Source organism: Tumebacillus lacus (genome assembly GCF_026410385.1).
Lineage (GTDB): Bacteria > Bacillota > Bacilli > Tumebacillales > Tumebacillaceae > Tumebacillus > Tumebacillus lacus.
The window spans coordinates 116,371-139,924 of sequence record NZ_JAPMLT010000009.1 but is presented as its reverse complement, the minus strand read 5'-3'; the positions used below and the strand labels follow the sequence as shown (position 1 = coordinate 139,924).

Below are 23,554 nucleotides of genomic sequence, written 5' to 3'. Positions count from 1 at the left end.
AAACAAACAAATCGGGAGGCTACCACAAACATGAAAAAGACGATGATTTCTCTGATGACGGCTGCTGCGCTGTTGACTGCGCTGGCACCGAGCCATGTACAAGCAGCACAGGACGTACAAGCGGTGAAAGCGGACAAGCATGCCGTCGACCGCGTGCTGGTCAAATTGAAACAGGGCAAGCAAGCGAGCACTGTGCTGGAAAAGCACGGCCTGAAAGAGTTCCGCACGCTCGGCAAGAGCCAATGGAAACTGGTCAAAGTCCCGAACGGCAAAGCGGCGGACTTCCTCGCGAACCTGCAGGGAGACGCTGATGTGGAGGTGGCTGAACTGGACCAGGTCTACAGCATGACCCCGGAAGAGATCTCCAGCGTGCAAGGTGTGATTGCGCCGGAGTTGACGCCGAACGATCCGGGCTACCCGTCTCAGTGGTATCTCAACAACATCCAAGTCCCGTATGCGTGGGACATCACCACCGGCTCGACGTCGCTGACGCTCGGCGTGATCTCGACGGGGGTAGACATCCAGCACCCGGATCTGGCGAGCAAGATCGTCGGCGGCTATGACTTTGTGAACAACGACACCGTGGCCGACGACGACCAAGGTCAAGGCACGGCGATGGCCGGCCTCGCAGCGGCGATCGGCAACAACGGCATCGGCATCGCAGGTGTAGACTGGAAGGTAAGAGTGTTGCCGGTCAAAGTGCTCTCCGCAAACGGATCCGGGTATGTCTCGGACATCATCGACGGGGTGTACTATGCAGCCGACAATTCGAACGTGATGGTGATGGGCCTTGGCGGAGGCAGCTATTCGACAGCCTTCCAAGACGCGATCAACTACGCGTGGAATAAAAACCGGGTGATCGTGGCGGCCGTCGGCAGCAGCAACACTTCGACCCCCTCGTATCCGGCCAACTACTCCAACGTGTTCTCCGTGGCGGCGACCACGTCGAGCAACACCAAAGCGTCGTTCTCTGACTACGGCACGTGGGTGGACATCGCCGCTCCCGGTTCCAGCCTGCTGACGCTCAGCCACACCGGCGGCACGACGACGCTGTCCGGTGCCTCGATGGCGGCCGCTCTCGTCTCCGGCGTGACGACGCTCGCTTGGTCGAAAAACATCGGCTACAGCAACTCGTCGGTCGTCAACCGCCTCTGCTCGACGGCAGACGCGATCTCCGGCACCGGCACCTACTGGCGATGCGGCAAGGTCAATGCGTACCGCGCCGTCAACGGGTTCTAAACGTTGAGATAGGTAAATCAACCCTATTCACGCTTGTAGCATCTGAGCGCATACCGCACCGGATAAGAGTCTTTTCCTGTGAAAACCCCTGTGTCTCTTGTCGAGACATGGGGGTTTTTCGCGGTTATTTTCACTTGCAACCCATAAAACCTAAATATTTTATTAAAAACAGAGCTTTTCACTTCTAATCACGGAAAATCCGCTCAAAACGCAATTTTTGGACAATTAGTGTGATTTGTAATTCGTAAAAATTTAGAATATACTGAACCTGTAAGTGAACAACTTACAAAAAAATACAGATTAGATGGAGGTCATCACACATGAACAAGAAGTTCATCGGCACCCTCGCGGCTGCAGCCCTGCTCGTATCCCTGGCACCGGTTGGCGCATCCGCAGCAGTAACCGCTGACGCAGCTCCGGCTGTGAAGAAAGAGGAGAAAGCGCACGCTCAAGACCGTATCCTGGTCAAATTCAAAGCGGGCAAAGACTCCAAAGCAGTATCGAAGAAGCTCGGCGCAGAAGAAGCAAAATCGCTGGGCAACGGCAAATCCGAATGGAAGCTCGTAAAAGTTCCGAACGGCAAAGCGGCTGAAATGTTGGAGAAATTCAACGCGGACGCTGACGTCGAACTCGCGGAACCTGACTATATCCACACCGTTCAACTGACCCCGAACGATCCGTCCTACGGGTCCCAATGGCACCACCCGAACATCCAAGCGAACCTGGCGTGGGACATCACCCGCGGCACCTCGGCTCGCACCATCGCGATCATCGACACCGGCGTTGACATCCAACACGGCGACCTGTCGAGCAAGATCGTAGCTGGCTACGACTTCGTCAACAACGACACCAACGCTGACGACGACCAAGGCCACGGCACGCACTGCGCAGGCATCGCGGCTGCGATCGGCATGAACTCCTACCAAGGCACCGGCGTTGACATGAACGCTCGCATCATGCCGGTTAAGGTACTGAACTCTCAAGGTTCGGGCTACACCTCCGACATCATCGACGGCGTGTACTATGCAGCTGACAACGGCGCACACGTACTGAGCATGTCCCTGGGCGGCGGCGGCGCTACTTCCGCATTCCAAAGCGCGATCGACTACGCGCACAGCAGAGGCAAGATCGTGGTAGCAGCAGCGGGCAACTCCAACACCTCTGCTAAATCCTACCCGGCTGCATACAACAACGTTATCGCAGTCGCATCGACGACTTCCTCCAACACCCGTTCTTCCTTCTCCAACTACGGCACCTGGGTTGACATCGCAGCTCCGGGCTCCAGCATCTACGCAACCGCTAACGGCGGCGGCATGACCACCATGTCCGGCACCTCGATGGCTACCCCGGTAGTCGCAGGCGTCCTGTCCCTGGCTTGGTCGAAAAACACCGGCTACTCCAACACCACCGTTATCAACCGCGTACTGTCGACTGCTGACGCAATCTCCGGCACCGGCACCTACTGGATGAACGGCAAAGTAAACGCATACAAAGCAGTCAACGGCTTCTAATAGCTGTTATCAAGCACCCTGTAATTTCTTACAGGGTGCTTTTTATATTTTGTTTAAAAAGTCGCGAAATTTAGAGATAATAGAAGATAGTAATGAATTTACTGGCAAAAGTAACGATTTTAGGTCAATTTATGACGTTTGTGTATGGTTAATAGCTGCGTATATACTAAAGCTGTAAGTGGCAAAGCTTACAAAACATATAGAAACATTTAGGAGGTCTATCCAAAATGAACAAGAAGTTCATCGGTACCCTGGCAGCGGCTGCGCTGCTCGTCTCTCTCGCTCCGGTAGGCGCATCGGCTGCAACGGTCGAAGCTCCGGCAGTGACCAAGGAAGTAAAAAAAGACAAAGTCTCGAAGCACGCTGAAGACCGCGTTCTGGTCAAATTCAAAGCGGGCAAAGATGCAAAAGCTGCATCCGAGAAGCACGGCGCGAAACTTGACAAAGACCTCGGCAACGAGTGGAAACTCGTCAACGTGCCGAACGGCAAAAAAGCGGCTGACTTCATGGACACCCTGCTGGCAGACGCTGACGTTGAAAACGTCGAGCTGGACTATGTCCGCACGCTGACCGCTACCCCGAACGATCCGTCCTACGGGTCCCAATGGCACCACACCAACATTCAAGCGAACCTCGCTTGGGACATCACCACGGGTTCGACTACCCGCGTTGTCGCGATCATCGACACCGGTGTTGACTTCTCCCACTCCGATATCGCTTCTAAGCTGGTCGGCGGCTATGACTATGTCAACAACGACTCCGTTGCAGACGACGATCATGGCCACGGCACCCACTGCGCTGGCATCACAGCTGCTGTAACCAACAACAGCTATGCAGTCGCAGGTGTGGACTGGAACGCGAAGATCATGCCGATCAAAGTTCTGAACGCTCAAGGTTCGGGTTATGACTCGGCGATCATCTCCGGCATCAACTACGCGAAAAACAACGGCGCTCACGTTCTGAGCATGTCGCTGGGCGGCGGCGCGTACTCCCAAGCTTCCCAAGACGCGATCACCTCCGCTTGGAACGCTGGCAAGATCATCGTAGCGGCTGCTGGTAACTCCAACACCTCTGCGAAGTCCTACCCGGCAGCGTACGCAAACGTTGTAGCGGTCGCTTCCACGACTTCTACCAACACCCGTTCTTCCTTCTCCAACTACGGCACCTGGGTTGACATCGCAGCTCCGGGCTCCAACATCCTGTCCCTGCAAAATAACGGCACCACCACCACCATGTCGGGCACCTCGATGGCTACCCCGGTAGTCGCGGGCGTGATGTCCCTCGCTTGGTCGAAAAACACCGCGTACTCCAACTCGACCGTAGTCAACCGTGTCCTGTCGACCGCTGACGCAATCTCCGGCACCGGCACCTACTGGCTGAACGGTAAAGTCAACGCATACAAAGCAGTCAACGGCTTCTAATATAAGAAGAAAGACGATCCCTCGCTTGGGGGGTCGTCTTTTTTTATGACAAATTTGCAGGAATAGATAGCGAAATAACTGAATATTGAGTATAATCAGAGTATACAGGAGGGGATAGGATGCAGAGTTATCACGAAGCGGAGTACTGCGACATGAAGCTCGTCTTGGCTCGAACCGACCTGGAGCAGTTCATTCGCCGGTTGGCGGCGGAGGGCGTCTCGCTGCATTGGAAAGGACGCGAAAACCGCGTGGTGCTGGTGGCCGCGACGGGCAGCGAGCGGCAGGAGTTCACTTTCACTCAGGAATCTGACCGCTTCGTGCTGACGGGCAACGTGGTCTTGCAAGACAAACGATTGGTCAACGCGTTGCAATACACCTTGATCCGCACGAAGGGCACAGCGGTGGTGAAACAGTTTTCAGAAGGACCGATTGTCATATTCCGATTCAAAGACGGGGAGGCGTATCAGATTATGGAACTGCATGGACCGCGTAAAAAAGTCGTGTATGAAAAACAGGTGCGCGTCACCGGTGACGATGTGATCCGAGCATTGAAAAACCGCGAGATCGAACAGCGCATCCCGGCGTTGCGTCTCGAACTGGACTATGAACTGGTCTCGCTGACCGACGCGATGAAAGCGGGGCTGGAAGCCGAGATCATCCGCGTGAAGGCGCGCCTTGAGGAACTGCGCCGCGAGTTGATGATGCTGGAAGTGTTCTCATACAAACAGCCGGAGGTTTTGAATTGACGCGATGGAGACGATAACCGACACCCACTGCCACAGGCGGCGGACGTATCTTCTGAATGGATCAGGGGAGCGACCGCCGCCTATTTTTGATGTTTATTTTTGCCCTTCCGCGTACAGCGCGGAGATGAATTTTTTGATGTTCAGGCGGCACTTGGTGTTTTTCTCGCCGGCTTGGATCTCCTGCATTCGCAGCCGCACTTCTTGAAAATCGAACAGGCGCGGTGCGAAGTGTTCAAAGGTCGGATTGGCAAAGTCGGTCAGTCCGATCGAGGCGAGGTGCCCGAGCGCCTGCAGGATGGTGCGGCGCAGGCGTTGTTCGAGCGCTTTGATCTCGCGCTGCAACTGGTCGCCTTGCAGGGACGGATTTTCCGAGTGGAGGAACGACTGGTACAGATCTTTGAGCATCGGCAGTTCGCCGTGTGCCGGATGGGACTGGCGGGACAGCCAGGTCAGCAGGCGCACGAGATCGGTGGCGCCCGACTCGCCGGCGATGCCAAGGCGAGCGAGCAGGTCGAGCGCGTGCGATTCAAACGAGGAGTCGTCCTGTATTCTGCCCGTACTAGATGTATGCGGGCGCGGCGCGGAAAATTCATCCAACATGGAAAGCGAGCGGCGGATCGACGAGAGCGACTGGGTCAACGTCAGATGTTCGGAGACGCGCTGCAACACGCCGAGCACCTCGAAGCGATTGATCGGCTTGTGAATGAAATATTCCACGCCCGCGAGGTAGGCCTCGCCGACCATCTCTTTGTTCTCGACTTGGGAGATCATGACGAAGCGGCCGTTGTAGCCGCGGTCGCGCAGGTCGCGGATCGTCTCGATGCCGTCGCGGCCGGGCATCAAGAGGTCGATCAGGATGATGTCTGCTGCGAGCACGTCGGCGACGTCAACTTCGCTGCCCGATGCGGCGGCCCCGATCACTTGGCCGAGGTTTCCGTCGTGGACGATGCGCTCCAGCATCCGGCGAGTGGCCGGGTCGTCTTCGATCAAGTAAAATTGCAGGCTCATCACAATCCCTCCTTTTGCAACAATTCGGTCAACGGCATGCGCATCACAAAGCGGGTGGGCAATCCGGTCACCAGTTCCAGCCGACCTTGGAACAGGGCGGCGAGGTCATGGCAGTGGGTGAGGCCGATGCCGGTCGAAGAGTTGCCTTCCGGGTCGTATTTGGTGGTGTAGCCGGGCTGGAAGATGTAGTCGCGGTCTTCCGGGGCGACGCCGGGACCGTTGTCCCAGACGTGCCATTCGATCAGCCCTTTGGAGAGGTGGACTTCGACGCCGACGGTACCCTGCTCGTGGATCGCCTCGACGGCGTTGGCGACGAGGTTGTTGAGGATCGAGACCAGCGGGTAGATGCGGTCGGTGGTCAGATTGACGTCAACATAACCGTGAAAGACGATCTCTTTGCCGAGCATCAAGGCGTAGTTGCGGTTGGCGTTGAGCACGAGGTCGACCAGCGAGCGCAGCGTGAGACGGGTGCCGAGCGTCTCTTGACGGATCAGTTTGTCGAGGCCCGCGAAGATGCGCTGCGAGTCTTTTTTCAACTCGTGGATCTCTTCGGCGATCGACAGGGCGGAGCGGGACAGGTCGGCGGCGAGCGTGCCTTGCCGCTGTTCGGTCTTGAGCTGTTTGTAGAGATCGTAGGAGGCCCGGGTGATCTCTTCGATCTGGCGCATCGACTTTTGCAGGTAAAAGCCTTCTTCGTACAGCGAGGAGTTGATCAGAGTCAGCCGCTCGATCTGGCTCTGCTGCTGTTCGCCGAGCAGCCGGACTTGGCGGATCATCAGCATGTTGTAGAGGCCGACGACAAAGAACGAGCGCAAGGTGCCAAAGGTGAGCAGGATCAGCAACGTGTCGCCGTCGAGCGCATACGACGCGCCCAAGGCGTTGCGGGTGCAGAGCTCGCCGATGTTGCCGGCGAAGTCGCCGAGCGTGCCGATCAGTCCGACCAGCCACGGCCGGTCGAGCCGTTTGCGCAGCCGGGTCGCCGTCAGTAGAGTGGCAAAGACGAGGTAGTAGACGACGGACGGCACGTGGGTGAGCATGGCGTCGGGCCAGGCGATACCGCCTTGGTAGACGGTCAGGCTGGTCCGGAACAGGAGCAGGAAGAGGCCGACCAGCACCCCGGTCTCCAGCGGGCGCAGGGTGCGAAACCAGATCAGGCCGAAGAAATAGCAGGCGGTGCCGAGCGAAAAGCGAAACTCTTCACCGAACGGGTTCATTTTCAGTTCGCCGAAAAAGGATGTGGCGATCATGATCAGAAAGAGCAGGACGAAACGGTTGAACATCTGCTTTCGTCCACCTCCTTTTATACAGTAAATAAATAAGCATCTGCCTTCTCCATGATACCACGGAAAGGCAGATGCTTTGAAAGATTTAGACAGAGAGTTTCTTTTCCAAACGGCCGGCGAGCAGCGACAAGGAGTAGTTGATGACAAAGTAGATCGTCGCCACGAGGATCAGCGTCGGGAAGACGTAGCCGAAGTCGTGGTTGTAGATGATCTGGCCGTTGTGCATCAGGTCGTCGAGGGCGACGATGATGCCGAGCGACGTGTCTTTGAGCAGCGAGATAAACTGCGAGACCAAGGGCGGGATCATTCGGCGCAACGCTTGCGGCACGACGACGAAGCGCAAGGTCTGCACGTAGCCAAGACCCGAGGAGCGGGCCGCTTCGAGCTGGCCTTTCGGGATCGAGGCGAGACCGCCGCGGATGATCTCGGAGATCAGGGCGGACTCGAAGAGCACGAGCGCGAGGATGACCGCTTCTTCGGCGCTGAGATCGATGCGGATGATCTCCGGCAAGGCGAAGAAGGTGAAGAACATGATCAGGAGCAGCGGCAGGTTGCGGATCAGCTCGACCCAGAGGAACAGCAACTGGGAGAGCACGGGGATCCGCGCATAGCGCAGCACCGCGATGATCAGGCCGATCGCAAAGGAGAAGACGATCGAGATGACAGCCACCCGCAGCGTGATCATCAGACCTTCCATCAGGAAGCCGAGGTTTTCCGGTGAGTAGGCACCGACAAAGTCCATAACCGAGCGCCTCCTTTCTTAGTAGGCCCGAGCCAGCCGCCGTTCGAGATAGTTCACGAACAGCGAGAGCGGGATGGTCAACAGCAGATAGAACAGCGCGACGAACAGGTAGACGGAGACCGTTTGGAACGTCTCGGAGTTGATGATGTCCGCCTGATACATCAGGTCGCCGCCGGCGATCACGCCGAAGATCGACGAGTTTTTGACCAAGTTGATAAATTGGTTGCCAAGCGGCGGCAGAACGATCTTAATCGCTTGCGGCAAGACCACGAAGCGCATCGTCTGCAGATAGGTCAGACCGGAGGAGCGGGCTGCTTCCACATGCCCCTTCGGGACTGACTGAATGCCGGCGCGGATCGCCTCGGCGATGAACGCGCTGGTGTAGATCCCAAGTCCAAGTCCGCCGGCCATGAAGCTGTCGAGGTTGACCCCGATGGACGGCAGCCCGTTGTAGAAGACGAAGACGAGGATCAGGAGCGGGATGTTCCGGATGTATTCCACATAGGCGGTGCCAAACCAGCGTAGCGATTTGACGGTCGAGATGCGGAACACAGCGATGATCACACCGAGGATGAAGCTCAGGATCAGGGCGAACACGCTCGCTTTGAGCGTGATGAAAAAGCCTTTCCAGTAGACGTCCTGGTAGTCGATCAGGATCGAGATGTCGAGCAGATCAGACATGGGATCTCACCTCTTTTCCGAAAGGGTGAAGAAAGAGGAGCTTACTTCGGATCCTCTTTGAACCACTTCTTGTAGATTTTGTTGTATTCGCCGTTGTCTTTGAGCTTTTTGAGCGCAGCGTTGACAGCGTCGGTCATCGCTTTGTCGTCTTTTTTCACCGCGATGCCGTACGGCTCGTCGGTAAATTCGCCGCCGGTCAGGACGTAGTCCGCATCTTGTGCCGCCATGCCCATCAGGATCGCGTTGTCGGTGGTCAGGGTGTCGCCTTTGCCCGATTTGAGCGCGGTGAACGCTTCTGCGTAGTTTTCAAACTCGAGCACTTCGGTCTCCGGCGCTTTTTCTTTGATGTTCTTTGCGGAGGTGGAGCCTTTGACGGCGACGACTTTCGTGCCTTTTTTCAGGTCGTCGATCGATTTGATCGCGGAGCCTTTTTTGACGAGCAGCGATTGGCCCGCTTTGAAGTAGACGTCGGAGAAGTTGACTTGCTTTTTGCGCTCTTCGTTGATGGTCATCGTCGCAACGATCATGTCGATGTCGCCTTTGTCCAGCATCGGGATGCGGGTCTTGGAGGTGACTTCTTTCAGTTCGATCTTGCTCTCGTCGCCGAGGATGTCTTTGGCGACCGCTTTGGCGATGTCGATGTCAAAGCCTTCGACGTTGCCGGTGCCCGGATTTTTCAGGCCGAACAGGTTGGCGTCGTAGCGTACGCCGGCGATCAGTTTGTCACGCTTTTTGATCGCGTCGAGCGTGCCGGCCGCTTCCGTTTTCGAGCCGGAGCCGCCGTCTTTCGTACCGGAGTCGGACGAGCCGCAACCGACGAGCGCAAACGTCGCCATCGAGGAGATGACGAGAACGGACATTGCTTTTTTCCACGATTTCATTTGAATACCCCCTGTTTATGGTTAGTGATTGAGCCGAGAGAGGAATTGGCGCGCGCGCTCTTCCTTCGGCTGGGTGAAGAAAGTGGCCGGATCGCCTTCTTCGACGATCTGACCGTGGTCCATGAAGATCACGCGGTCGGCCACTTCGCGGGCAAACCCCATCTCGTGCGTGACGACGACCATCGTCATGCCTTCTTTGGCAAGCGATTTCATGACGTCGAGCACTTCGCCGACCATCTCCGGGTCAAGAGCTGAGGTAGGCTCGTCAAACAGCATGATCTTCGGCTTCATCGCAAGGCCGCGGGCGATCGCCACGCGCTGTTGCTGGCCGCCGGAGAGCTGCGACGGGTAGGCGTCCGCCTTGTCCGGGATGCCGACTTTTTGCAGGTAGTACATGGCCGTCTCGCTCGCTTCTTTGGGAGATGCTTTGGAGACGCGGATGGGAGCGAGCGTGATGTTTTTCAAGACCGACATGTGCGGGTAGAGATTGAAGTGTTGGAACACCATCCCGATGTCGCGGCGCAGTTCGTTGATGTTCGTCTTGCGGTCGCCTACGCTGACGCCGTCGACGGTCAATTCGCCGTCGGTGATCGTCTCCAGCCGGTTGATGCAGCGCAGCAACGTCGATTTGCCGGAGCCGGACGGACCGATGATGACGACCACCTCGCCCGATTGGATCTCGAGGTTGATGTCTTTGAGGACGTGAAACTGGCCGTAGTGTTTGTTCACATGATGAAAACGGATCATGGACAGACACCCCCTTTACTTGAATGTCGCCTGTCTGTTCATACTAATCTGAATCCCACGCCAACTCACACGAACCTACAGAAAATCTTTTTTCGAAAATTTTTTTGTAAAAATCGTGTTTCCGCGAAACTTTTTTCTGAGAGTCTGCATCGTTATAGTTGAGTCGTTCACAGATAAGTTCCCCTTTCTGTAAAGTGAATGTTTTTTTGTGAAACTGTTAAGTTTGGGGAAACTTACTAAGTTGTTGTTGATTTTACTTTTTGTGAATGATATAATTGCAACGAGGAGTCACTTGCAATTTCTTTTTTAACCCGCGAGGTTTTTGCTTGACCTCCCTTTTGACCTCGTGAGGTTCTCTTCTCGATTGCCTGCCACACATGTTGTGGCAGGTCTTTTTTTGTGCGCGCTGGGTACACTAGGGGCAGAATCGCAATGTTCAGGAGGGAGGCAGGCTCTGTGAAGCTGGTGGATCAACTCTACGACCTGTATAAAGACCAGCTCGTCGGCGACGAGGAGGACGCTTTGATCATCGTGTCGGGGATCTTGGCTGAACTGGACCGCGAGCATTTTTTGGAATGGATCGGCGAGATGAGCGAGCATGATCTGTATGAGATGCTCGGCAACTACCTGGTCTACAGGCTGCGGCAAAAAATGGCGCAGGAAGGCGTCGGGCGCGATGACGGCGACACGGCCGTCCCGCCTGCAGGCGACGGGGTCCTGCACTGATGGCGAGCGCAAAGGAGAAGGGAGCCGGTCGCCTGCAGGGCGGTGCTCCGGCCGATGCGGCACGGGACTTGGGCGCGAGGGGCAATCTCGACAAGCAGCAGCGGCTGAAGGCGGCGGAGAAGGGCGCGTGGGTGAGCATCGGCGTGTATCTGCTGCTCTCGGTGCTGAAGATCTCCGTCGGGTATCTGGCCAATTCCAAGGCGCTGTTTGCCGACGGGCTGAATAACTCGACAGACATCGTGGCATCGGTCGCGGTGCTGATCGGGCTGCGCATCGCTCGCAAACCGCCCGATGAAGATCATAAATACGGACATTACCGCGCCGAGACGGTGGCGACGTTTGTGGCGGCGATCATCATGTCGATCGTCGGCTTTGATGTGCTGTGGGATGCGGTGCGCAGTTTTTGGGCGGGAGAGCGGGCGGTGCCGAGCGCGATCTCGATGTGGGTCGCTTTGTTTGCGGCCGGTGTGATGCTCGGGGTGTATGCCTACAACTCCCGGCTCGGCAAGCAGCTGAACTCGCAGGCGTTGCTGGCGGCGGCGGCAGACAACCGCTCCGATGCGATGGTGTCGCTCGGCGCGTTTGCCGGCATCCTCGGGGCCCAGTTTGGCCTGTATTGGCTGGACCCGGCGGCTGCGCTCTTGGTCGGAGTGATCATTTTAAAGACGGCGTACGAGATTTTCCGCGAGGCGGCGCACGCGCTGACCGACGGCTATGACGAGGTGCATCTGAAGAAGATGGAAGGGATGATCCTCAGCGTCCACGATGTGCGGGCGATCAAAGATATCAAGGCGAGATCGTACGGCAGCAACGTGTTTGTCGATGTGGTGATCGGCGTCGACCCGCAGTTGACGGTCGGGGAGAGCCATGCGATCACGGAGGAAATCGAACATTTATTGTATGTTCGGGAAAAGGTTGAGTATGTCCATATCCACGTTGAGCCGGTGTCTTGACGCTCCTTCCCCTTGGAAGTTTTACGCCAAGGGGATTTTCGTCTCTTGCAAAGACGTGCAGATGTTGTATATTGGTCACATGGAAGGGGTCGTATGGATTGCATGGTGACCGTGGAGCGTTTTCGTGAAGAACTGCTCGCTCAAGTAGAGGAGTTCACCTATCGCTGGTGGACCGACCGTTCTTTGGAGGAGCAAAATTTCTTCTGTCATGTTGATGATACATTTTATGAAGAGGAACTCCGTGCGGAGGCAGCGGAGTTGCTGGAGTTGATCTTTGCCGCCTGCTTGGGTGATCGCGGGACGGGGATGGATGAGTGGGCGAAGCGTTGCAGTGCCAAGCGAGCCTTGCAAGAAGTGCCCGCCGAAGAAGCGGTGGAGCGGTTTCGGATGTTCCGCCGCGTGCTGCACGATTCGTTTACCCTGTTTGCCGAGCGCGAACGCCTCGGCACGGTCGACTCGCTGCGGATCGCCGAGATGCTGACCAATCAGTGCGAACTGGCGATGCAGTTGTTTATGACGCACTACATGAGCATTCAGCAGGATTATCTCGACGAACAGAAAAAGCGCTCCGACATCGAACGGCTGGCCTCGATCGGCGAAATGGCGGCCGGGGTGGCGCACGAGGTGCGCAATCCGCTGACGGCCACGCGCGGTTTTTTGCAACTGCTGGCAGAGGAGCGGCCGCATCGTTTTCTGGAGATCGCGATGCAGGAGCTCGACCGGGGCATCCGCACCATCGCCACGCTGCTCGACGTCGCCAAGCCGAACGCGCCGCTCGGTCCGCTCAAGCAGGTGTCCCTGTGCGACCTGATGCAAGGCGTGGTGGAGCTGTTCCAAGACAAACTGTACAGCGTGGAACTGCGCTATGAATTTGACGATCTGGAGACGCGCGTCGAAGGGCGGGAAGAGACGCTCAAGCAGGCGTTTTTCAACGTGATCCTCAACGCCATCGAGGCGATGCAAGACCGGGAGGAGCGCCGGTTGATCTTGCGCCACAAGCGGGCGGGAGATCAGGTGATCGTCGAGGTGGAGGACAGCGGGAGAGGCATCTCGAAAGAAAAGCTCCCTCTGCTCGGCACGCCGTTTTTCACGATGAAAGACAACGGCGTGGGACTGGGCCTGACGATGGTCTACCGCACGATGCATGAGCACTATGCGCAGGTTACGGTGGAGAGCGAACCGATGAAGGGCACGCGGTTCCGCTTTACGTTTTCATTATAAGGATGTAAGAATTCGTCATTTGCAATTTGCCGCACTTTTCCCCATACTAGTACTGTTGTCCATGTTGCTAGATTGGACAGAGATTGCCTAGATTCTTAAGGGAGGTTCACCTCATGCAAAAAATCCACTTTGTGGGGATCAAGGGCTCGGGCACCAGCGCGTTGGCCCAAGTGTTTGCGCGCATGGGCTATGAAGTGACAGGCTCCGATACCGATGCTGTCTTCTTCACGGACGGCCTTCTCCGCGAAGCCGGAATCACCCGCATCGTGTCGCCGTCAGAAGCCAATCTGACCGGCGTCGAAATCGTTTGCCACTCCCCCGCCTACGGGGATGACCATATCGAGATCAAAACCGCCAAGGAGCAAGGCATTCCGGTGCTCACGTATCCGGAGATGCTCGGGACGCTGATGGATGGGCGTCGCGCGGTGCTCGTCTCCGGCACGCACGGCAAGACGACCACGACGTCGATGATCTCCACGCTGCTGTTGCACGCGCAGCTCGACCCGCTGGCGATCATCGGCAGCAAAAACTACAACATCGGCTCCAACGCTCGCTTTGGTGAAGGTCCGATGGTGGCGGAGGCGTGTGAATACCGCCGCAGTTTCTTGAATTATCAGCCGTATATCGCCATCGTCAACAACATCGATTTTGATCACCCGGACTATTTCAAGGGGATCGACGATGTGTTTGACGCGTTCCAAACGTTTGTGGATAAAGTGCCGGAGGACGGGGCGTTGATCACCTGGGGCGATCAAGAGCTCTGCCGTCGTCTCGTGACCAAGGGCCGGACGGTGTACTTTGGTCTGGAAGCGACGAACGACATCTATGCCACCGATGTCACCGAGCACCGCGGCCACCTGACGTTTACCGTGTGGGAGCAAGGCGTGGCACTCGGCACCGTCTCGATGCGGGCGCTCGGCACGCACAACGTGCTCAACGCGCTGGCGACGATCGCGCTGTCCCGTCTGCAGGGCGTTCCGTTCGCGGACGTGCAGGCGGCGTTTGGCAATTTTGGCGGTGTTTATCGCCGATTTGATTACTTGGGCGAAGTGGAAGGCGTGGAGGTCTATGACGACTATGCGCACCATCCGAGCGAGATCGAAACCACGCTCGCAGCGGTGAAAAAGTCGTTCCCGACCGATCATTTGCTCACCGTCTTCCAACCGCACACCGTATCGCGCACGCTGGCGTTCCTGGAGGAGTTTGCAGAGGCGTTGACGCTGTCTGATGAAGTGATGCTGGTCAAGGTCTTCCAATCGGCCCGCGAGACGGGCGACCGTGCGGAAGAGCTGACGTGGACGCTGGCACGCCGCATCGAGGAGCTCGGCACGAAGGTGCATGTTGTCAACACGCTCGACGAAGGCACGGAGCGTTTGCAAGGCGAACTCAGTCGCCGCAGCGGACTGGTCCTGACGATGGGTGCGGGCGACGTGCGCTCTTTGGGCGAGCACCTGTTGAAGATCAAAGCGTATTAAGAGCAGGGACGGCCAAAAAGAGACCGGGAGAGTGGTTCCGGTCTCTTTTTTGTGTCTTTTTTGGTATAAAATTGAAACGCAGAGTGAAGTCGTGACCACTACTCTGTCAGAAAGGGGGCACGGGTGTGGGGAATCAGAGTCAGGAAGACGTGTTTCGCGAGCTCTATCATACGTACTACGGCGACATGTACCGATACATTTGGCAATCGGTTCGAAATACAGACGAAGTGGAAGATCTTGTGCAGGATATCTTTTTGCAAGCCTATCGCTCCTTTGGCAAGTTTCGAGGCGAGTGCGGGTACAAGACGTGGTTGTTTGCCATCGCGCATCATCATCTCAACTCGATGTGGCGGAAGTTTTTCCGGCGCAAAAAGATCTATGAGCAGTACGAGCAAGAGGTGCGCACCGTCGAACAGGGCGCGTATACCCTCGACGGCGAGTGGGAGCGCAAAGTGTTGCACGAGCAGTTGATGAGCGAACTGCAGCGGCTGCCGGAGCATTATCGGAACGTGGTGTTGCTGCGGTATATCCACGAGTTTTCCGTGGCCGATACGGCGACGATCCTCGGCACGAACGAAGGGCGCGTGCGGCTGTTGGCTCATCGAGCGATTCTGAAGTTGCGTGAAAATTGGGAAGAGGGAGGAGAATTTCTCTATGTCGGATCGACTTCCGGTACCTGAGTCGTTGGAACAAGCGTTTGAAGCGAGCAAATACAGCCCGTCCGACTATGAACTGGCGCAAAAAAGAGCGCGAGGCTGGGAGAAGCTGATGCGGCAGGCGAAACGCAAGCGGCGGTTTGGACGCCGGATGCCGATGGCGGGCGTGCTGGCGAGTGCGGCAGTGGCAGCTCTGATCTTGGTCCCGAACTGGGGCGGTTCGGTGAAGGAGGGAGCTCCCTCGGACGGGTCACAACAGGGTCTCCCGTCGTTGTCGCAGCCGGAGCAGGAGGAGGGCAAGGATGCGGTGGGGGCACCGCAGCAGGACGTCGTCAATGAGTATTATGTCCGCGAGATGAAAGATAAGCTGTATCGCGAGCAAGGGTACGAGTTGGTCTATTACCATCCAGAGTTGAGCTATGATGTCGTCCGCGACGGAGATGCGTTTTATCTGGCGCGCGACGGCGAGGAAAAGCATCGGCTGTTCGATGCGCCGACTCGCGATATCAATCTGGTCGAAGTCCAAGACACGTACCTGGTGTTCCAATACATCGGTGCGGTGCAGTACGAGGAGCAAAAGCCGGTCTGGCTGGTCAACGCGGAGGATCTGTCTGTCAAAGAGCTGATGTTGGAAGGCAACTGGTCGAGCGGGTTGACGATCTGGGAGGAGCAGGGCCGGTCTGCGCTGATCTATCTCGGCTACAACTCTGGTTCGAAGGAACAAATGGTGTACAGCTATGATCTGCAGTCGGGTGAGTCGAGGGTCATCTTGGCAAACCAAGATATGATGTTCAACAAGGTCTCGTCGGTCGGAGGGCAGTTGACGATCAGCAACTGGTACAAGGTGCTCCTGCGCAGCGGCGACGAGTGGCGGACTGTCGCGCAGTCGGAGAGCGGCGGCGTTGAGATCGTGATGCAGTCGCGCGATCAGATCCTCTATGCGACCGGTGCCGGGCTGAACGGCATTGAGCCTGGGCCGGGAACGTACAACAACGGCTCGATGAAATTGTATCGCTATGATCTGGCCACCGGGCAGAACAAGCCGATGTTGCCGGGCGTCGAAGGCAATCAAACGCTGGTGATGGATCTGCAGAGCGAGGGCCTTCAGGAGTTTGTGATCTCCTCGTTTGTGATGGAGCCGGGCGAACAGCCGGGGACCGACTCAAGAGGCACGGTCACGCTGTGGCGGGTGGCGATCGGGGAGGAGCCGAAGCAAATTTTCCAAAAGCAAGGCGTGCTTTACCGCGACTCGTTGCTGTTGCGGCAGACGTTTGCCGAAGGTGTGGTTGAGAAAGACATCTACATCGGCACGCGGACCAATCAAAAATGGCAATTGCGTTATCATGTGCCGAACGGCACGGTTGAAGAAGTCACGCCCTATTCGGAAAATCCTTAATGTCCAGCCCCCTTTTTTTAAAAGGGGGCTTTTCCCGGTCGCCGTTTCCAGTACAATAGAGACGAGGAATCTGTGTATCGGAATAGGAGACAATCTGGGATGAGCGAGAGTTGGATCGGTCGATGGACCGGGATTGCGACGCTGATGATGATCATCCGCTCGATCTGGTTAAGCATTCATGCCATCGATTTGAAAGTGGAGCCCAAGCACGCCGATCAGCCCGAGCATCTGTTTTGGCTGACGGCGGTCGCGATTCTGTTGCCGCATTTGTTTTGGCGGCCGGGCTATGTGCATCTGTGGCGCTATCCGCTGGCGGAGATGGTGATCACCGGTGGCCTCTCCCTCTATGCGGCGCACGCGATGGGGGAAGGAAACTCCCTGCTGGTGGTGCCGGCGTTGGTGGCCGGGTATTATTTTCACCGCAAAACGCTGTTGTGGTCGGTGTTGGCGTTCGTGGTGGTGCTGCCGTTTTCAGGCGCGCTGCTCGCGGGGCTCCCGGTGATCGAGGGCGTGTTTTACGTGTTCAACAACGCGTTGCTCTACGGTCTTGGCATCTCGTTGAACCGCGCGTTTGATGCGTACGGGCGCACGAAAAAGCTGCTCGACGAAAACAGGCGGCAGACGGCGTTGATCCAGCGGCAAAACGAGGCGTTGGTCGAGTATGCGCAACAGATCGAAGACATGACTCTGCACGAGGAGCGCAACCGGATCGCCCGCGAGCTGCACGATACGATCGGACATACGTACACCTCGGTCACGGTCGGGCTCGACGCGGTGATCTGTCTGATCGATGTGGCACCCGAGCAGGCGAAAACCAAGCTGGACGTGCTGCGCGGCGTGACGCGAAACGGGCTGGAAGAGGTGCGTCGCAACATCCACCAGATGGCGCCTGATGCGGTGGACGTGACGCTGTCGTGCCACTTTGCCAAGATCGCGTCGGAGTTTGCCTTGCACACGGCGACGCAGGTGCACGTCGACACGGTCGGCGAAGAGCGGATGCTGCCGGCCCAGTTGCAACTGACGCTGATCCGCTGTCTGCAGGAGTCACTGACCCATGCCAAGCGGATGGGACATGCGACCCGTGTGTCGGTCGCGCTGGAGTTTGAGCAGAACGGCGTCCGGCTGACCGTGCGGGACAACGGCACGTACCCGGAAGGCACGACCGGGCTGACGATCCGGTCGGTCGAGGAGCGGCTGCAATCGTTGCGAGGCGAACTTCGGCTGTGGTGCGAGGACGGCGGCGGGCTGGTCGTGACGTGCGCGGTGCCGACCGTGTCTTGATGTGAAAAAGACCAACCGGCTTGGAAGGAGCCCGTTGGTCTTTTTTTAAGCGGCGACGTCGCGTTTGGTGAACAAGAGCCAGCCGATCCCGTGCAGGACGACGAAGTAGAGCAGGTTGATTCCCAGTGAGAACGGCAACGTCATCGTCGGAACGACGGGGGCTCCTTCGAAGTACTGCATCAGGTTGAGGTTGGCGAACAACAGGTACTGCACCCAGTCGAAGCGGGCGAGCAGGCCGACGATCATCTGGCCGAGGAACATCGTCAGCATCGACACGCCGATCGCCATCGACGACGAGCGGAACGCGGCGGAGATCACGAAGGCGACGGTGGCGAACATCACCAGCGAGACAGGCTCCAAGGCGAAGGTGAGCAGCGCGTTTTTGGCCACGGTGGTCTCGGTGATCCCGGTGTCGCGCAGGGACAGGTAGGGCTGGTCACCCCCCGCAAAGCCGAACAGTGCGCCGCCGATCAGGAAGGAGCATCCGAGCAGCATGATCAGCATCAGGAAGGCGAAAAGCAGGACGGCGAGATATTTCGCGAAGAGGATCTTGGTTCGCGAGGCAGGGCGGATCAGCAGCAGTTTGATCGTGCCCCAGCCAAACTCGGCTGCGACGATATCGCCTGCGACGACGATGGTGAACAAGGTGATCAACGCGACGATGGCGGCGGAGTTTTTGGTAAATTTCCACGCGTTGTGCGCGAACGGTGAGATCTCGTGATCGAGATGATAGCGGTTGACGGCGAGCTGGAGCTCTTGCTCGCGGCGTTGTTCCGGCGGCATCTGAAGCTCGGGATTTTGCAGCCGCTCTTCGATGATCTGCGTCTCCCGGGCGATCTCTTGCTGCCAGTCGCGGTGCTCGGTGCCTTGGGCGGTCCGCAGGGTGAACGCCGCTTGGATCAGCAGGGCGAACAGGATCAGGCCGAAAAAGACCCATGTGCGGGCACGGCGGTAGATTTTCATGTTTTCATTGCGAACGAGATTAAGCAATCGGACCCCTCCCCGTCACTTCCAGGAATCGGTCTTCCAACGTTTGGGAGACCGTGTGCAGGCTGTAGACGTCATAGCCGTTTTGGACCAGCGTGCGGTTGATCTCCGGGATCATCGCGCGCGTGACGGTGATCGACAGAGCTTGTCCGTCGCGAAGGACCTGGCGTTGGCAGGTCTCGCGCAGCAACGCCTCCGCCTCGGCGAGCCGGGAGGTCTCGATGCGCAATGTCAATTCGTCGCCGTCGCCGATCATCTCGCGCAGGTCTTTGATCGAGACGAGGCGGCCGTTTTGGATGATCGCGACTTGATCGCACATCAACTCCATCTCGGTGAGCAGGTGCGAGGAGACGATCACGGCGATGCCTTCCTGCTCCGCCAGTCGGCGCAGGTGGTCGCGCAGTTCGCGGATGCCGGCCGGGTCGAGCCCGTTGGTCGGCTCGTCCAGGATCAGCACCGACGGGCGGTGGAGCAGAGCTTGGGCGAGACCGAGGCGTTGACGCATGCCGAGCGAGTACGTTTTGACTTTGTCATGGATGCGCTGTTCGAGGCCGACGAGTTCGACCACTTCGCGGATGCGCGACTCTGGCACGCCTTGCGACATGCGGGCAAAGTGGACGAGATTTTGCCAGCCGGTTAAAAATTTGTACATCTCCGGGTTTTCCACGATGGCGCCGATGTGGCGCATCGCTTCTTCGAACTGGCGGGACACGTCGAGCCCTTGGACGAGCACCTGACCTTCTGTGATCGAGATCAAGCCCATGATCATGCGGATCGTCGTCGTTTTGCCGGCACCGTTTGGACCGAGAAAACCGAAGACCTGACCTTGGGGCACGTCAAACGTCAGATCTTCGACGAGAGTTTTGGAGCCGATCCGTTTGGTGAGATGACGGATCTGAACGGCAGGCTGAGTCATAGAGGCCTCCTTTATTTTGGAAAAAGTCATATGACTGTCATATGAACAGGGTGAGGAATGACACTACGACTTTCCGGATCATTTGTCGTACAATAGCAGTATAAAGGAAAAGACTGTTCAGGAGTCTGAGAACATGCTCACAAATTTGCGAGATTGGCATTGGTCCAATTGGCTTTTTTATATGATTCGCCTGTCCTGGTTTCTCGGGCATTGGGTGATCTTTACGGAGTTGTTGCCGCAGGTGTCGTCTGGCGCGCTGTTTCGTTTGGCGCAGGTGCTCTGCTTTTTGTTGCCGCTGTTGTTCTGGCGACCGGGAGCGACGCACCGCACGTTGTTTGTGTGGACAGAGGCGCTGACCAGCGGGCTGTTTGCCGTGTACGTGAACGGGGTGCTCGACGCTCACTCCACGTTTTTGATCCTGCCGTTGACGTTGGTCGGATTTTTGAGCGTGCAGCGGATGGTCTGGTGGGTGGCGCCGCTGTTTGTGCTCGTCTTGCCTGCCTTGGGGCCTTTGCTCGGGTTGCAGTCCTGGCACGGCGTGTGGGAGATGATGGTCGGCGGGCAGGTCGCGTTTTTGATCGGGTATGCGTTTTCCCGCGTGCTCTCGTCGCACGAGCAGATGCGCACGCTGCTGCATGAAAATCAGCGGCAGTACCAGTTGATCGAAGAGCAGAACCAAGCGTTGATGCAGTACGCCCAGCAGGTCGAGCAGGTCACGTTGCTGGAGGAGCGCAACCGGATGGCGCGCGAGTTGCATGACACGGTGGGGCACACGCTGACCTCGGTGATCATGGGGATGGACGCGGTGATGTATCTGGTCGACAGCGTCCCGGAAAAGGCCAAGGAAAAACTGGAGGTGCTCCGCGATGTGACGCGGGGCGGGCTGGATGAGGTACGTCGCAACATCCACCAGATCGCGCCGACGGAGGAAGAGCGTCTCGGGCATACGCTGGCGGCGATCGCCGGGGAGTTTGCGGTGCATACGGCCACGAAGATCTCGCTGTATACGGAGGGCGAGGAGTACGAGGTGGCGACGCCGGTCCGGCTGACCTTGATTCGCTGTCTGCAGGAGTCGCTGACCAACGCCAAGCGGCACGGGCGGGCGATGACGGTGCTGATCCGGCTCTGCTATGGGCCCGACTCTGTGCAACTGCGCATCGAGGATGACGGGATCGGGATGGCTGACAGCCTGTTCGGGTTTGGCCTGCGGACGATGCAAGAGCGGATCGCGGCCCATCAGGGGACGCTGGATGTGGTGTCGCGCGCCGGAGAGGGCGCGGTGGTGACGTGCACAATACCGACTGGAGGAGAGCTCTGATGAAAGACATTCGCTTGTTGCTGGTCGACGACCAAGAATTGATCCGCGAGAGCCTGCACATCGTGCTCGACATGGAGGCGGACCTCGAAGTGGTCGGCATGGCGGAGAACGGCCGGGTGGCGATTGAACTGTGCGAGTCGCTGCAGCCGAACGTGGTGCTGATGGACATACACATGCCGGAGATGGACGGGGTGGAAGCATCCCGCCTGATCAAAGAGCGCTGGCCGGACGTGAAGGTGATCATCCTGACCACGTTCCAAGACATCAACTACGTGGTGGAAGCGTTGGGAGCGGGCGCGGAAGGCTATCTGCTCAAAGCGATCCACCCGAAGGATCTCGCAGCCGGCATCCGTCTGGTCCATCGCGGCGGCACGCTGATCCCGCAAGACCTCGCCAAGCTGATGGTCGCCCAGTTGATCGGGCAGACGGCGTCGTCCGACGCTTCTTCAGCGGCGGGCACGGCGGGCGTGTCCGGCGGTGTGTCGGTGGAACCCAAGCATGGGCAATACGGCCTCAGCGAACGGGAACTGCAAGTGCTCCAGTGCCTGTCGGACGGCCTGAGCAACAAAGAGATCGCCAAGCAGTTGTTTCTGTCGGAGGGCACGGTGAAAAATTATATCTCCTCGATCTATTCCAAGCTGGACGTGCGCGACCGCATCCATGCCGCCAAGAAGGCGCAGGAAGAGGGCATGATCTAGATTTTGTGCTATAATAGCATCGTTGAATTCATACGGATCCTGCGTGCAAAAGGAGATAGATACTCATGCAACATTTCAAAGAGAGCATGCTCAAACTGATCATCGAAACGTCGACCAACCTGCCGTCCGACGTGCGCAAATCGGTGATGAAAGCTCGTCTGGAAGAGGAGCTCGGCAACCGCTCCTCGCTGGCGCTGGACACGATTGCCGAAAACATCGTGATGGCGCAAGAAGAAGTATCGCCGATCTGCCAAGACACCGGCATGCCGACGTTCCACATCCATGTGCCGGTCGGGGCGAACCAGATCGTGATGAAGCGCGAGATCCACGAAGCGATCGCCGAAGCGACGAAACTTGGCAAGCTGCGTCCGAACTCGGTCGACTCGCTGACCGGTGAAAACTCCGGCAACAACCTCGGCCCGGGCACCCCGGTCATCCACTTTGAACAGTGGGAGCGCGATGAGGTGGAGGTCAAGCTGATCCTCAAGGGCGGCGGCTGCGAGAACAAAAACATTCAGTACTCCCTGCCGACCGAACTGGAAGGCCTCGGCAAGGCCGGCCGCGATCTTGACGGCATCCGCAAGTGCATCCTGCACGCGGTGTACCAAGCGCAAGGTCAAGGCTGCTCGGCAGGCTTTATCGGCGTCGGCATCGGCGGCGACCGCACCTCCGGCTACACGCTGGCGAAGGAACAGCTGTTCCGCCGCACCGACGACGTCAACCCGAACCCGGATCTGGCGAAACTGGAAGCGTACATCATGGAGACGGCCAACCACCTGGGCGTCGGCACGATGGGCTTTGGCGGCAAAGTGTCGCTGCTCGGCTGCAAAGTCGGCGTGATGAACCGTCTCCCGGCTTCCTTCTACGTCTCGGTCGCGTACAACTGCTGGGCGTATCGCCGCCTCGGCGTCATCCTCGACGGCACCGGCGCGATCACCGAGTGGCAGTATCGCGAAGACGTGGAGAAGATCGACACGACCAAGCGCAGCGCGGGCAACGAGTCCGGCACCCGCACCGTCGTGCTGCAAGCTCCGATCACGGAAGAGCAAGTGCGCGACCTGAAAGTGGGCGACGTCGTCATCATCAACGGCGAGATGCACACCGGACGGGACGCGTTCCACAAATACATGATCGAGCCGGAGCACACGTCCCCGGTCGATCTGAACGGCGGCGTCATCTACCACTGCGGTCCGGTCATGCTCAAAGATGACGCGGGCGAATGGCACGTGAAAGCGGCAGGCCCGACCACGTCCTCCCGCGAAGAGCCGTACCAAGCGGACATCATCAAAAAGTTCGGCCTGCGCGCGGTCATCGGCAAAGGCGGCATGGGTCCGAAGACGCTGAAAGGCCTGCAAGAGCACGGCGCGGTCTATCTGAACGCCATCGGCGGCGCTGCGCAGTACTACGCGCGCTGCGTGAAGAAAGTCAAAGGCGTCGACCTGATGGAGTTTGGCGTACCGGAGGCGATGTGGCACCTCGAAGTCGAAGGCTTCGCTGCCATCGTCACGATGGACTCGCACGGCAATTCACTGCATGCGGAGATCGACGAGCACTCGCTGAACAAGCTGTCCGATTTTGCAGAAAAAGTGTTTTAAGGAAAAGGAGAGGGAGCTTTCGCGAGAAAGCTCCTTTTTTTTCGATCCGCCCATAGACTGAATAGAAAAAGGG

At 57.8% G+C, this 23,554-nt stretch carries 22 protein-coding genes; 14 read left to right on the top strand and 8 right to left on the bottom strand.

From position 1 onward, the window contains the following. Positions 1–30: 30 nt before the first annotated feature. The 4 genes from OS242_RS14950 to OS242_RS14935 all read left to right on the top strand — a co-directional run bounded on the left by OS242_RS14950 (position 31) and on the right by OS242_RS14935 (position 4,917). On the top strand, positions 31–1,239 hold the full coding sequence (locus OS242_RS14950) for a S8 family peptidase (protein ID WP_267152491.1): 1,209 nt from the start codon (positions 31–33) through the stop codon (positions 1,237–1,239). A 320-nt stretch (positions 1,240–1,559) separates the two neighbouring features. After that, positions 1,560–2,750: a S8 family serine peptidase gene (locus tag OS242_RS14945; RefSeq protein ID WP_267152490.1), complete on the top strand. Its 1,191-nt coding sequence runs from the start codon at positions 1,560–1,562 to the stop codon at positions 2,748–2,750. A 227-nt stretch (positions 2,751–2,977) separates the two neighbouring features. Next, on the top strand, positions 2,978–4,171 hold the full coding sequence (locus tag OS242_RS14940) for a S8 family serine peptidase (RefSeq protein WP_267152489.1): 1,194 nt from the start codon (positions 2,978–2,980) through the stop codon (positions 4,169–4,171). 119 nt (positions 4,172–4,290) lie between these two features. Continuing rightward, entirely contained in the window at positions 4,291–4,917 is a 627-nt protein-coding gene (locus tag OS242_RS14935; RefSeq protein WP_267152488.1) for a hypothetical protein, read from the top strand. 93 nt (positions 4,918–5,010) lie between these two features. Here OS242_RS14935 and OS242_RS14930 read toward each other — a convergent pair whose 3' ends face one another. From OS242_RS14930 to OS242_RS14905, 6 genes are all read right to left on the bottom strand, one after another. Continuing rightward, positions 5,011–5,925: a response regulator gene (locus OS242_RS14930; protein ID WP_267152487.1), complete on the bottom strand. Its 915-nt coding sequence runs from the start codon at positions 5,923–5,925 to the stop codon at positions 5,011–5,013. Next, a complete protein-coding gene (locus OS242_RS14925; RefSeq protein WP_267152486.1) occupies positions 5,925–7,205 on the bottom strand; it encodes a sensor histidine kinase in 1,281 nt (426 codons plus the stop codon). The genes OS242_RS14930 and OS242_RS14925 overlap by 1 nt, the downstream gene beginning before the upstream one ends. An 88-nt stretch (positions 7,206–7,293) precedes the next feature. Then, positions 7,294–7,950: an amino acid ABC transporter permease gene (locus OS242_RS14920; RefSeq protein ID WP_267152485.1), complete on the bottom strand. Its 657-nt coding sequence runs from the start codon at positions 7,948–7,950 to the stop codon at positions 7,294–7,296. An 18-nt stretch (positions 7,951–7,968) separates the two neighbouring features. Continuing rightward, positions 7,969–8,622 carry an amino acid ABC transporter permease gene (locus tag OS242_RS14915; protein WP_267152532.1) on the bottom strand — a complete coding sequence of 218 codons (654 nt, stop codon included), beginning with the start codon at positions 8,620–8,622 and terminating at the stop codon, positions 7,969–7,971. A gap of 50 nt (positions 8,623–8,672) precedes the next feature. After that, a complete protein-coding gene (locus OS242_RS14910) occupies positions 8,673–9,512 on the bottom strand; it encodes a transporter substrate-binding domain-containing protein (RefSeq protein ID WP_267152484.1) in 840 nt (279 codons plus the stop codon). Positions 9,513–9,533: 21 nt separating this feature from the next. After that, complete coding sequence (locus OS242_RS14905) at positions 9,534–10,259, bottom strand: amino acid ABC transporter ATP-binding protein (RefSeq protein ID WP_267152483.1); 726 nt, start codon at positions 10,257–10,259, stop codon at positions 9,534–9,536. A 456-nt stretch (positions 10,260–10,715) separates the two neighbouring features. Between OS242_RS14905 and OS242_RS14900 the strand changes: the two genes are divergently transcribed. From OS242_RS14900 to OS242_RS14870, 7 genes are all read left to right on the top strand, one after another. After that, entirely contained in the window at positions 10,716–10,985 is a 270-nt protein-coding gene (locus OS242_RS14900) for a DUF6154 family protein (RefSeq protein WP_267152482.1), read from the top strand. Beyond that, entirely contained in the window at positions 10,985–11,938 is a 954-nt protein-coding gene (locus OS242_RS14895; protein ID WP_267152481.1) for a cation diffusion facilitator family transporter, read from the top strand. Before OS242_RS14900 ends, OS242_RS14895 begins: the two co-directional genes overlap by 1 nt. 102 nt (positions 11,939–12,040) lie before the next feature. After that, positions 12,041–13,159: an ATP-binding protein gene (locus tag OS242_RS14890; protein ID WP_267152480.1), complete on the top strand. Its 1,119-nt coding sequence runs from the start codon at positions 12,041–12,043 to the stop codon at positions 13,157–13,159. 113 nt (positions 13,160–13,272) lie between these two features. Then, the gene (gene murC / locus OS242_RS14885; protein ID WP_267152479.1) at positions 13,273–14,634 is read left to right on the top strand and encodes a UDP-N-acetylmuramate--L-alanine ligase; all 1,362 of its coding nucleotides are present in this window, start codon (positions 13,273–13,275) and stop codon (positions 14,632–14,634) included. A gap of 125 nt (positions 14,635–14,759) precedes the next feature. Next, the gene (locus OS242_RS14880) at positions 14,760–15,314 is read left to right on the top strand and encodes an RNA polymerase sigma factor (RefSeq protein WP_267152478.1); all 555 of its coding nucleotides are present in this window, start codon (positions 14,760–14,762) and stop codon (positions 15,312–15,314) included. Beyond that, positions 15,289–16,686: a hypothetical protein gene (locus OS242_RS14875; RefSeq protein ID WP_267152477.1), complete on the top strand. Its 1,398-nt coding sequence runs from the start codon at positions 15,289–15,291 to the stop codon at positions 16,684–16,686. The genes OS242_RS14880 and OS242_RS14875 overlap by 26 nt, the downstream gene beginning before the upstream one ends. A 99-nt stretch (positions 16,687–16,785) precedes the next feature. Continuing rightward, a complete protein-coding gene (locus OS242_RS14870) occupies positions 16,786–17,967 on the top strand; it encodes a sensor histidine kinase (RefSeq protein ID WP_267152476.1) in 1,182 nt (393 codons plus the stop codon). 45 nt (positions 17,968–18,012) lie between these two features. On the opposite strand, the gene OS242_RS14865 is transcribed toward OS242_RS14870, so the two are convergent. Then, positions 18,013–18,957 (bottom strand): ABC transporter permease, encoded by a 945-nt coding sequence (locus OS242_RS14865; protein ID WP_267152475.1) that lies wholly within the window; start codon positions 18,955–18,957, stop codon positions 18,013–18,015. Then, entirely contained in the window at positions 18,950–19,870 is a 921-nt protein-coding gene (locus OS242_RS14860) for an ABC transporter ATP-binding protein (RefSeq protein WP_267152474.1), read from the bottom strand. Before OS242_RS14860 ends, OS242_RS14865 begins: the two co-directional genes overlap by 8 nt. Before the next feature lie 133 nt (positions 19,871–20,003). Here OS242_RS14860 and OS242_RS14855 point away from each other — a divergent pair, with 133 nt between their 5' ends. The 3 genes from OS242_RS14855 (at position 20,004) to OS242_RS14845 (ending at position 23,481) form a co-directional block, all read left to right on the top strand. Then, a complete protein-coding gene (locus tag OS242_RS14855; protein ID WP_267152473.1) occupies positions 20,004–21,188 on the top strand; it encodes a sensor histidine kinase in 1,185 nt (394 codons plus the stop codon). Next, on the top strand, positions 21,188–21,886 hold the full coding sequence (locus tag OS242_RS14850) for a response regulator transcription factor (protein WP_267152472.1): 699 nt from the start codon (positions 21,188–21,190) through the stop codon (positions 21,884–21,886). Before OS242_RS14855 ends, OS242_RS14850 begins: the two co-directional genes overlap by 1 nt. A gap of 65 nt (positions 21,887–21,951) precedes the next feature. Next, on the top strand, positions 21,952–23,481 hold the full coding sequence (locus tag OS242_RS14845) for a fumarate hydratase (RefSeq protein WP_267152471.1): 1,530 nt from the start codon (positions 21,952–21,954) through the stop codon (positions 23,479–23,481). Positions 23,482–23,554 lie beyond the last annotated feature (73 nt).

Coding starts and splice junctions, on each gene's coding strand:
- OS242_RS14950 (WP_267152491.1), top strand. CDS start 31: ATGAAAAAGACGATGATTTCTCTGATGACGGCTGCTGCGCTGTTGACT.
- OS242_RS14945 (WP_267152490.1), top strand. CDS start 1,560: ATGAACAAGAAGTTCATCGGCACCCTCGCGGCTGCAGCCCTGCTCGTA.
- OS242_RS14940 (WP_267152489.1), top strand. CDS start 2,978: ATGAACAAGAAGTTCATCGGTACCCTGGCAGCGGCTGCGCTGCTCGTC.
- OS242_RS14935 (WP_267152488.1), top strand. CDS start 4,291: ATGCAGAGTTATCACGAAGCGGAGTACTGCGACATGAAGCTCGTCTTG.
- OS242_RS14930 (WP_267152487.1), bottom strand. CDS start 5,925: ATGAGCCTGCAATTTTACTTGATCGAAGACGACCCGGCCACTCGCCGG.
- OS242_RS14925 (WP_267152486.1), bottom strand. CDS start 7,205: ATGTTCAACCGTTTCGTCCTGCTCTTTCTGATCATGATCGCCACATCC.
- OS242_RS14920 (WP_267152485.1), bottom strand. CDS start 7,950: ATGGACTTTGTCGGTGCCTACTCACCGGAAAACCTCGGCTTCCTGATG.
- OS242_RS14910 (WP_267152484.1), bottom strand. CDS start 9,512: ATGAAATCGTGGAAAAAAGCAATGTCCGTTCTCGTCATCTCCTCGATG.
- OS242_RS14905 (WP_267152483.1), bottom strand. CDS start 10,259: ATGATCCGTTTTCATCATGTGAACAAACACTACGGCCAGTTTCACGTC.
- OS242_RS14895 (WP_267152481.1), top strand. CDS start 10,985: ATGGCGAGCGCAAAGGAGAAGGGAGCCGGTCGCCTGCAGGGCGGTGCT.
- OS242_RS14890 (WP_267152480.1), top strand. CDS start 12,041: ATGGTGACCGTGGAGCGTTTTCGTGAAGAACTGCTCGCTCAAGTAGAG.
- murC (WP_267152479.1), top strand. CDS start 13,273: ATGCAAAAAATCCACTTTGTGGGGATCAAGGGCTCGGGCACCAGCGCG.
- OS242_RS14875 (WP_267152477.1), top strand. CDS start 15,289: ATGTCGGATCGACTTCCGGTACCTGAGTCGTTGGAACAAGCGTTTGAA.
- OS242_RS14870 (WP_267152476.1), top strand. CDS start 16,786: ATGAGCGAGAGTTGGATCGGTCGATGGACCGGGATTGCGACGCTGATG.
- OS242_RS14860 (WP_267152474.1), bottom strand. CDS start 19,870: ATGACTCAGCCTGCCGTTCAGATCCGTCATCTCACCAAACGGATCGGC.
- OS242_RS14855 (WP_267152473.1), top strand. CDS start 20,004: ATGCTCACAAATTTGCGAGATTGGCATTGGTCCAATTGGCTTTTTTAT.
- OS242_RS14850 (WP_267152472.1), top strand. CDS start 21,188: ATGAAAGACATTCGCTTGTTGCTGGTCGACGACCAAGAATTGATCCGC.
- OS242_RS14845 (WP_267152471.1), top strand. CDS start 21,952: ATGCAACATTTCAAAGAGAGCATGCTCAAACTGATCATCGAAACGTCG.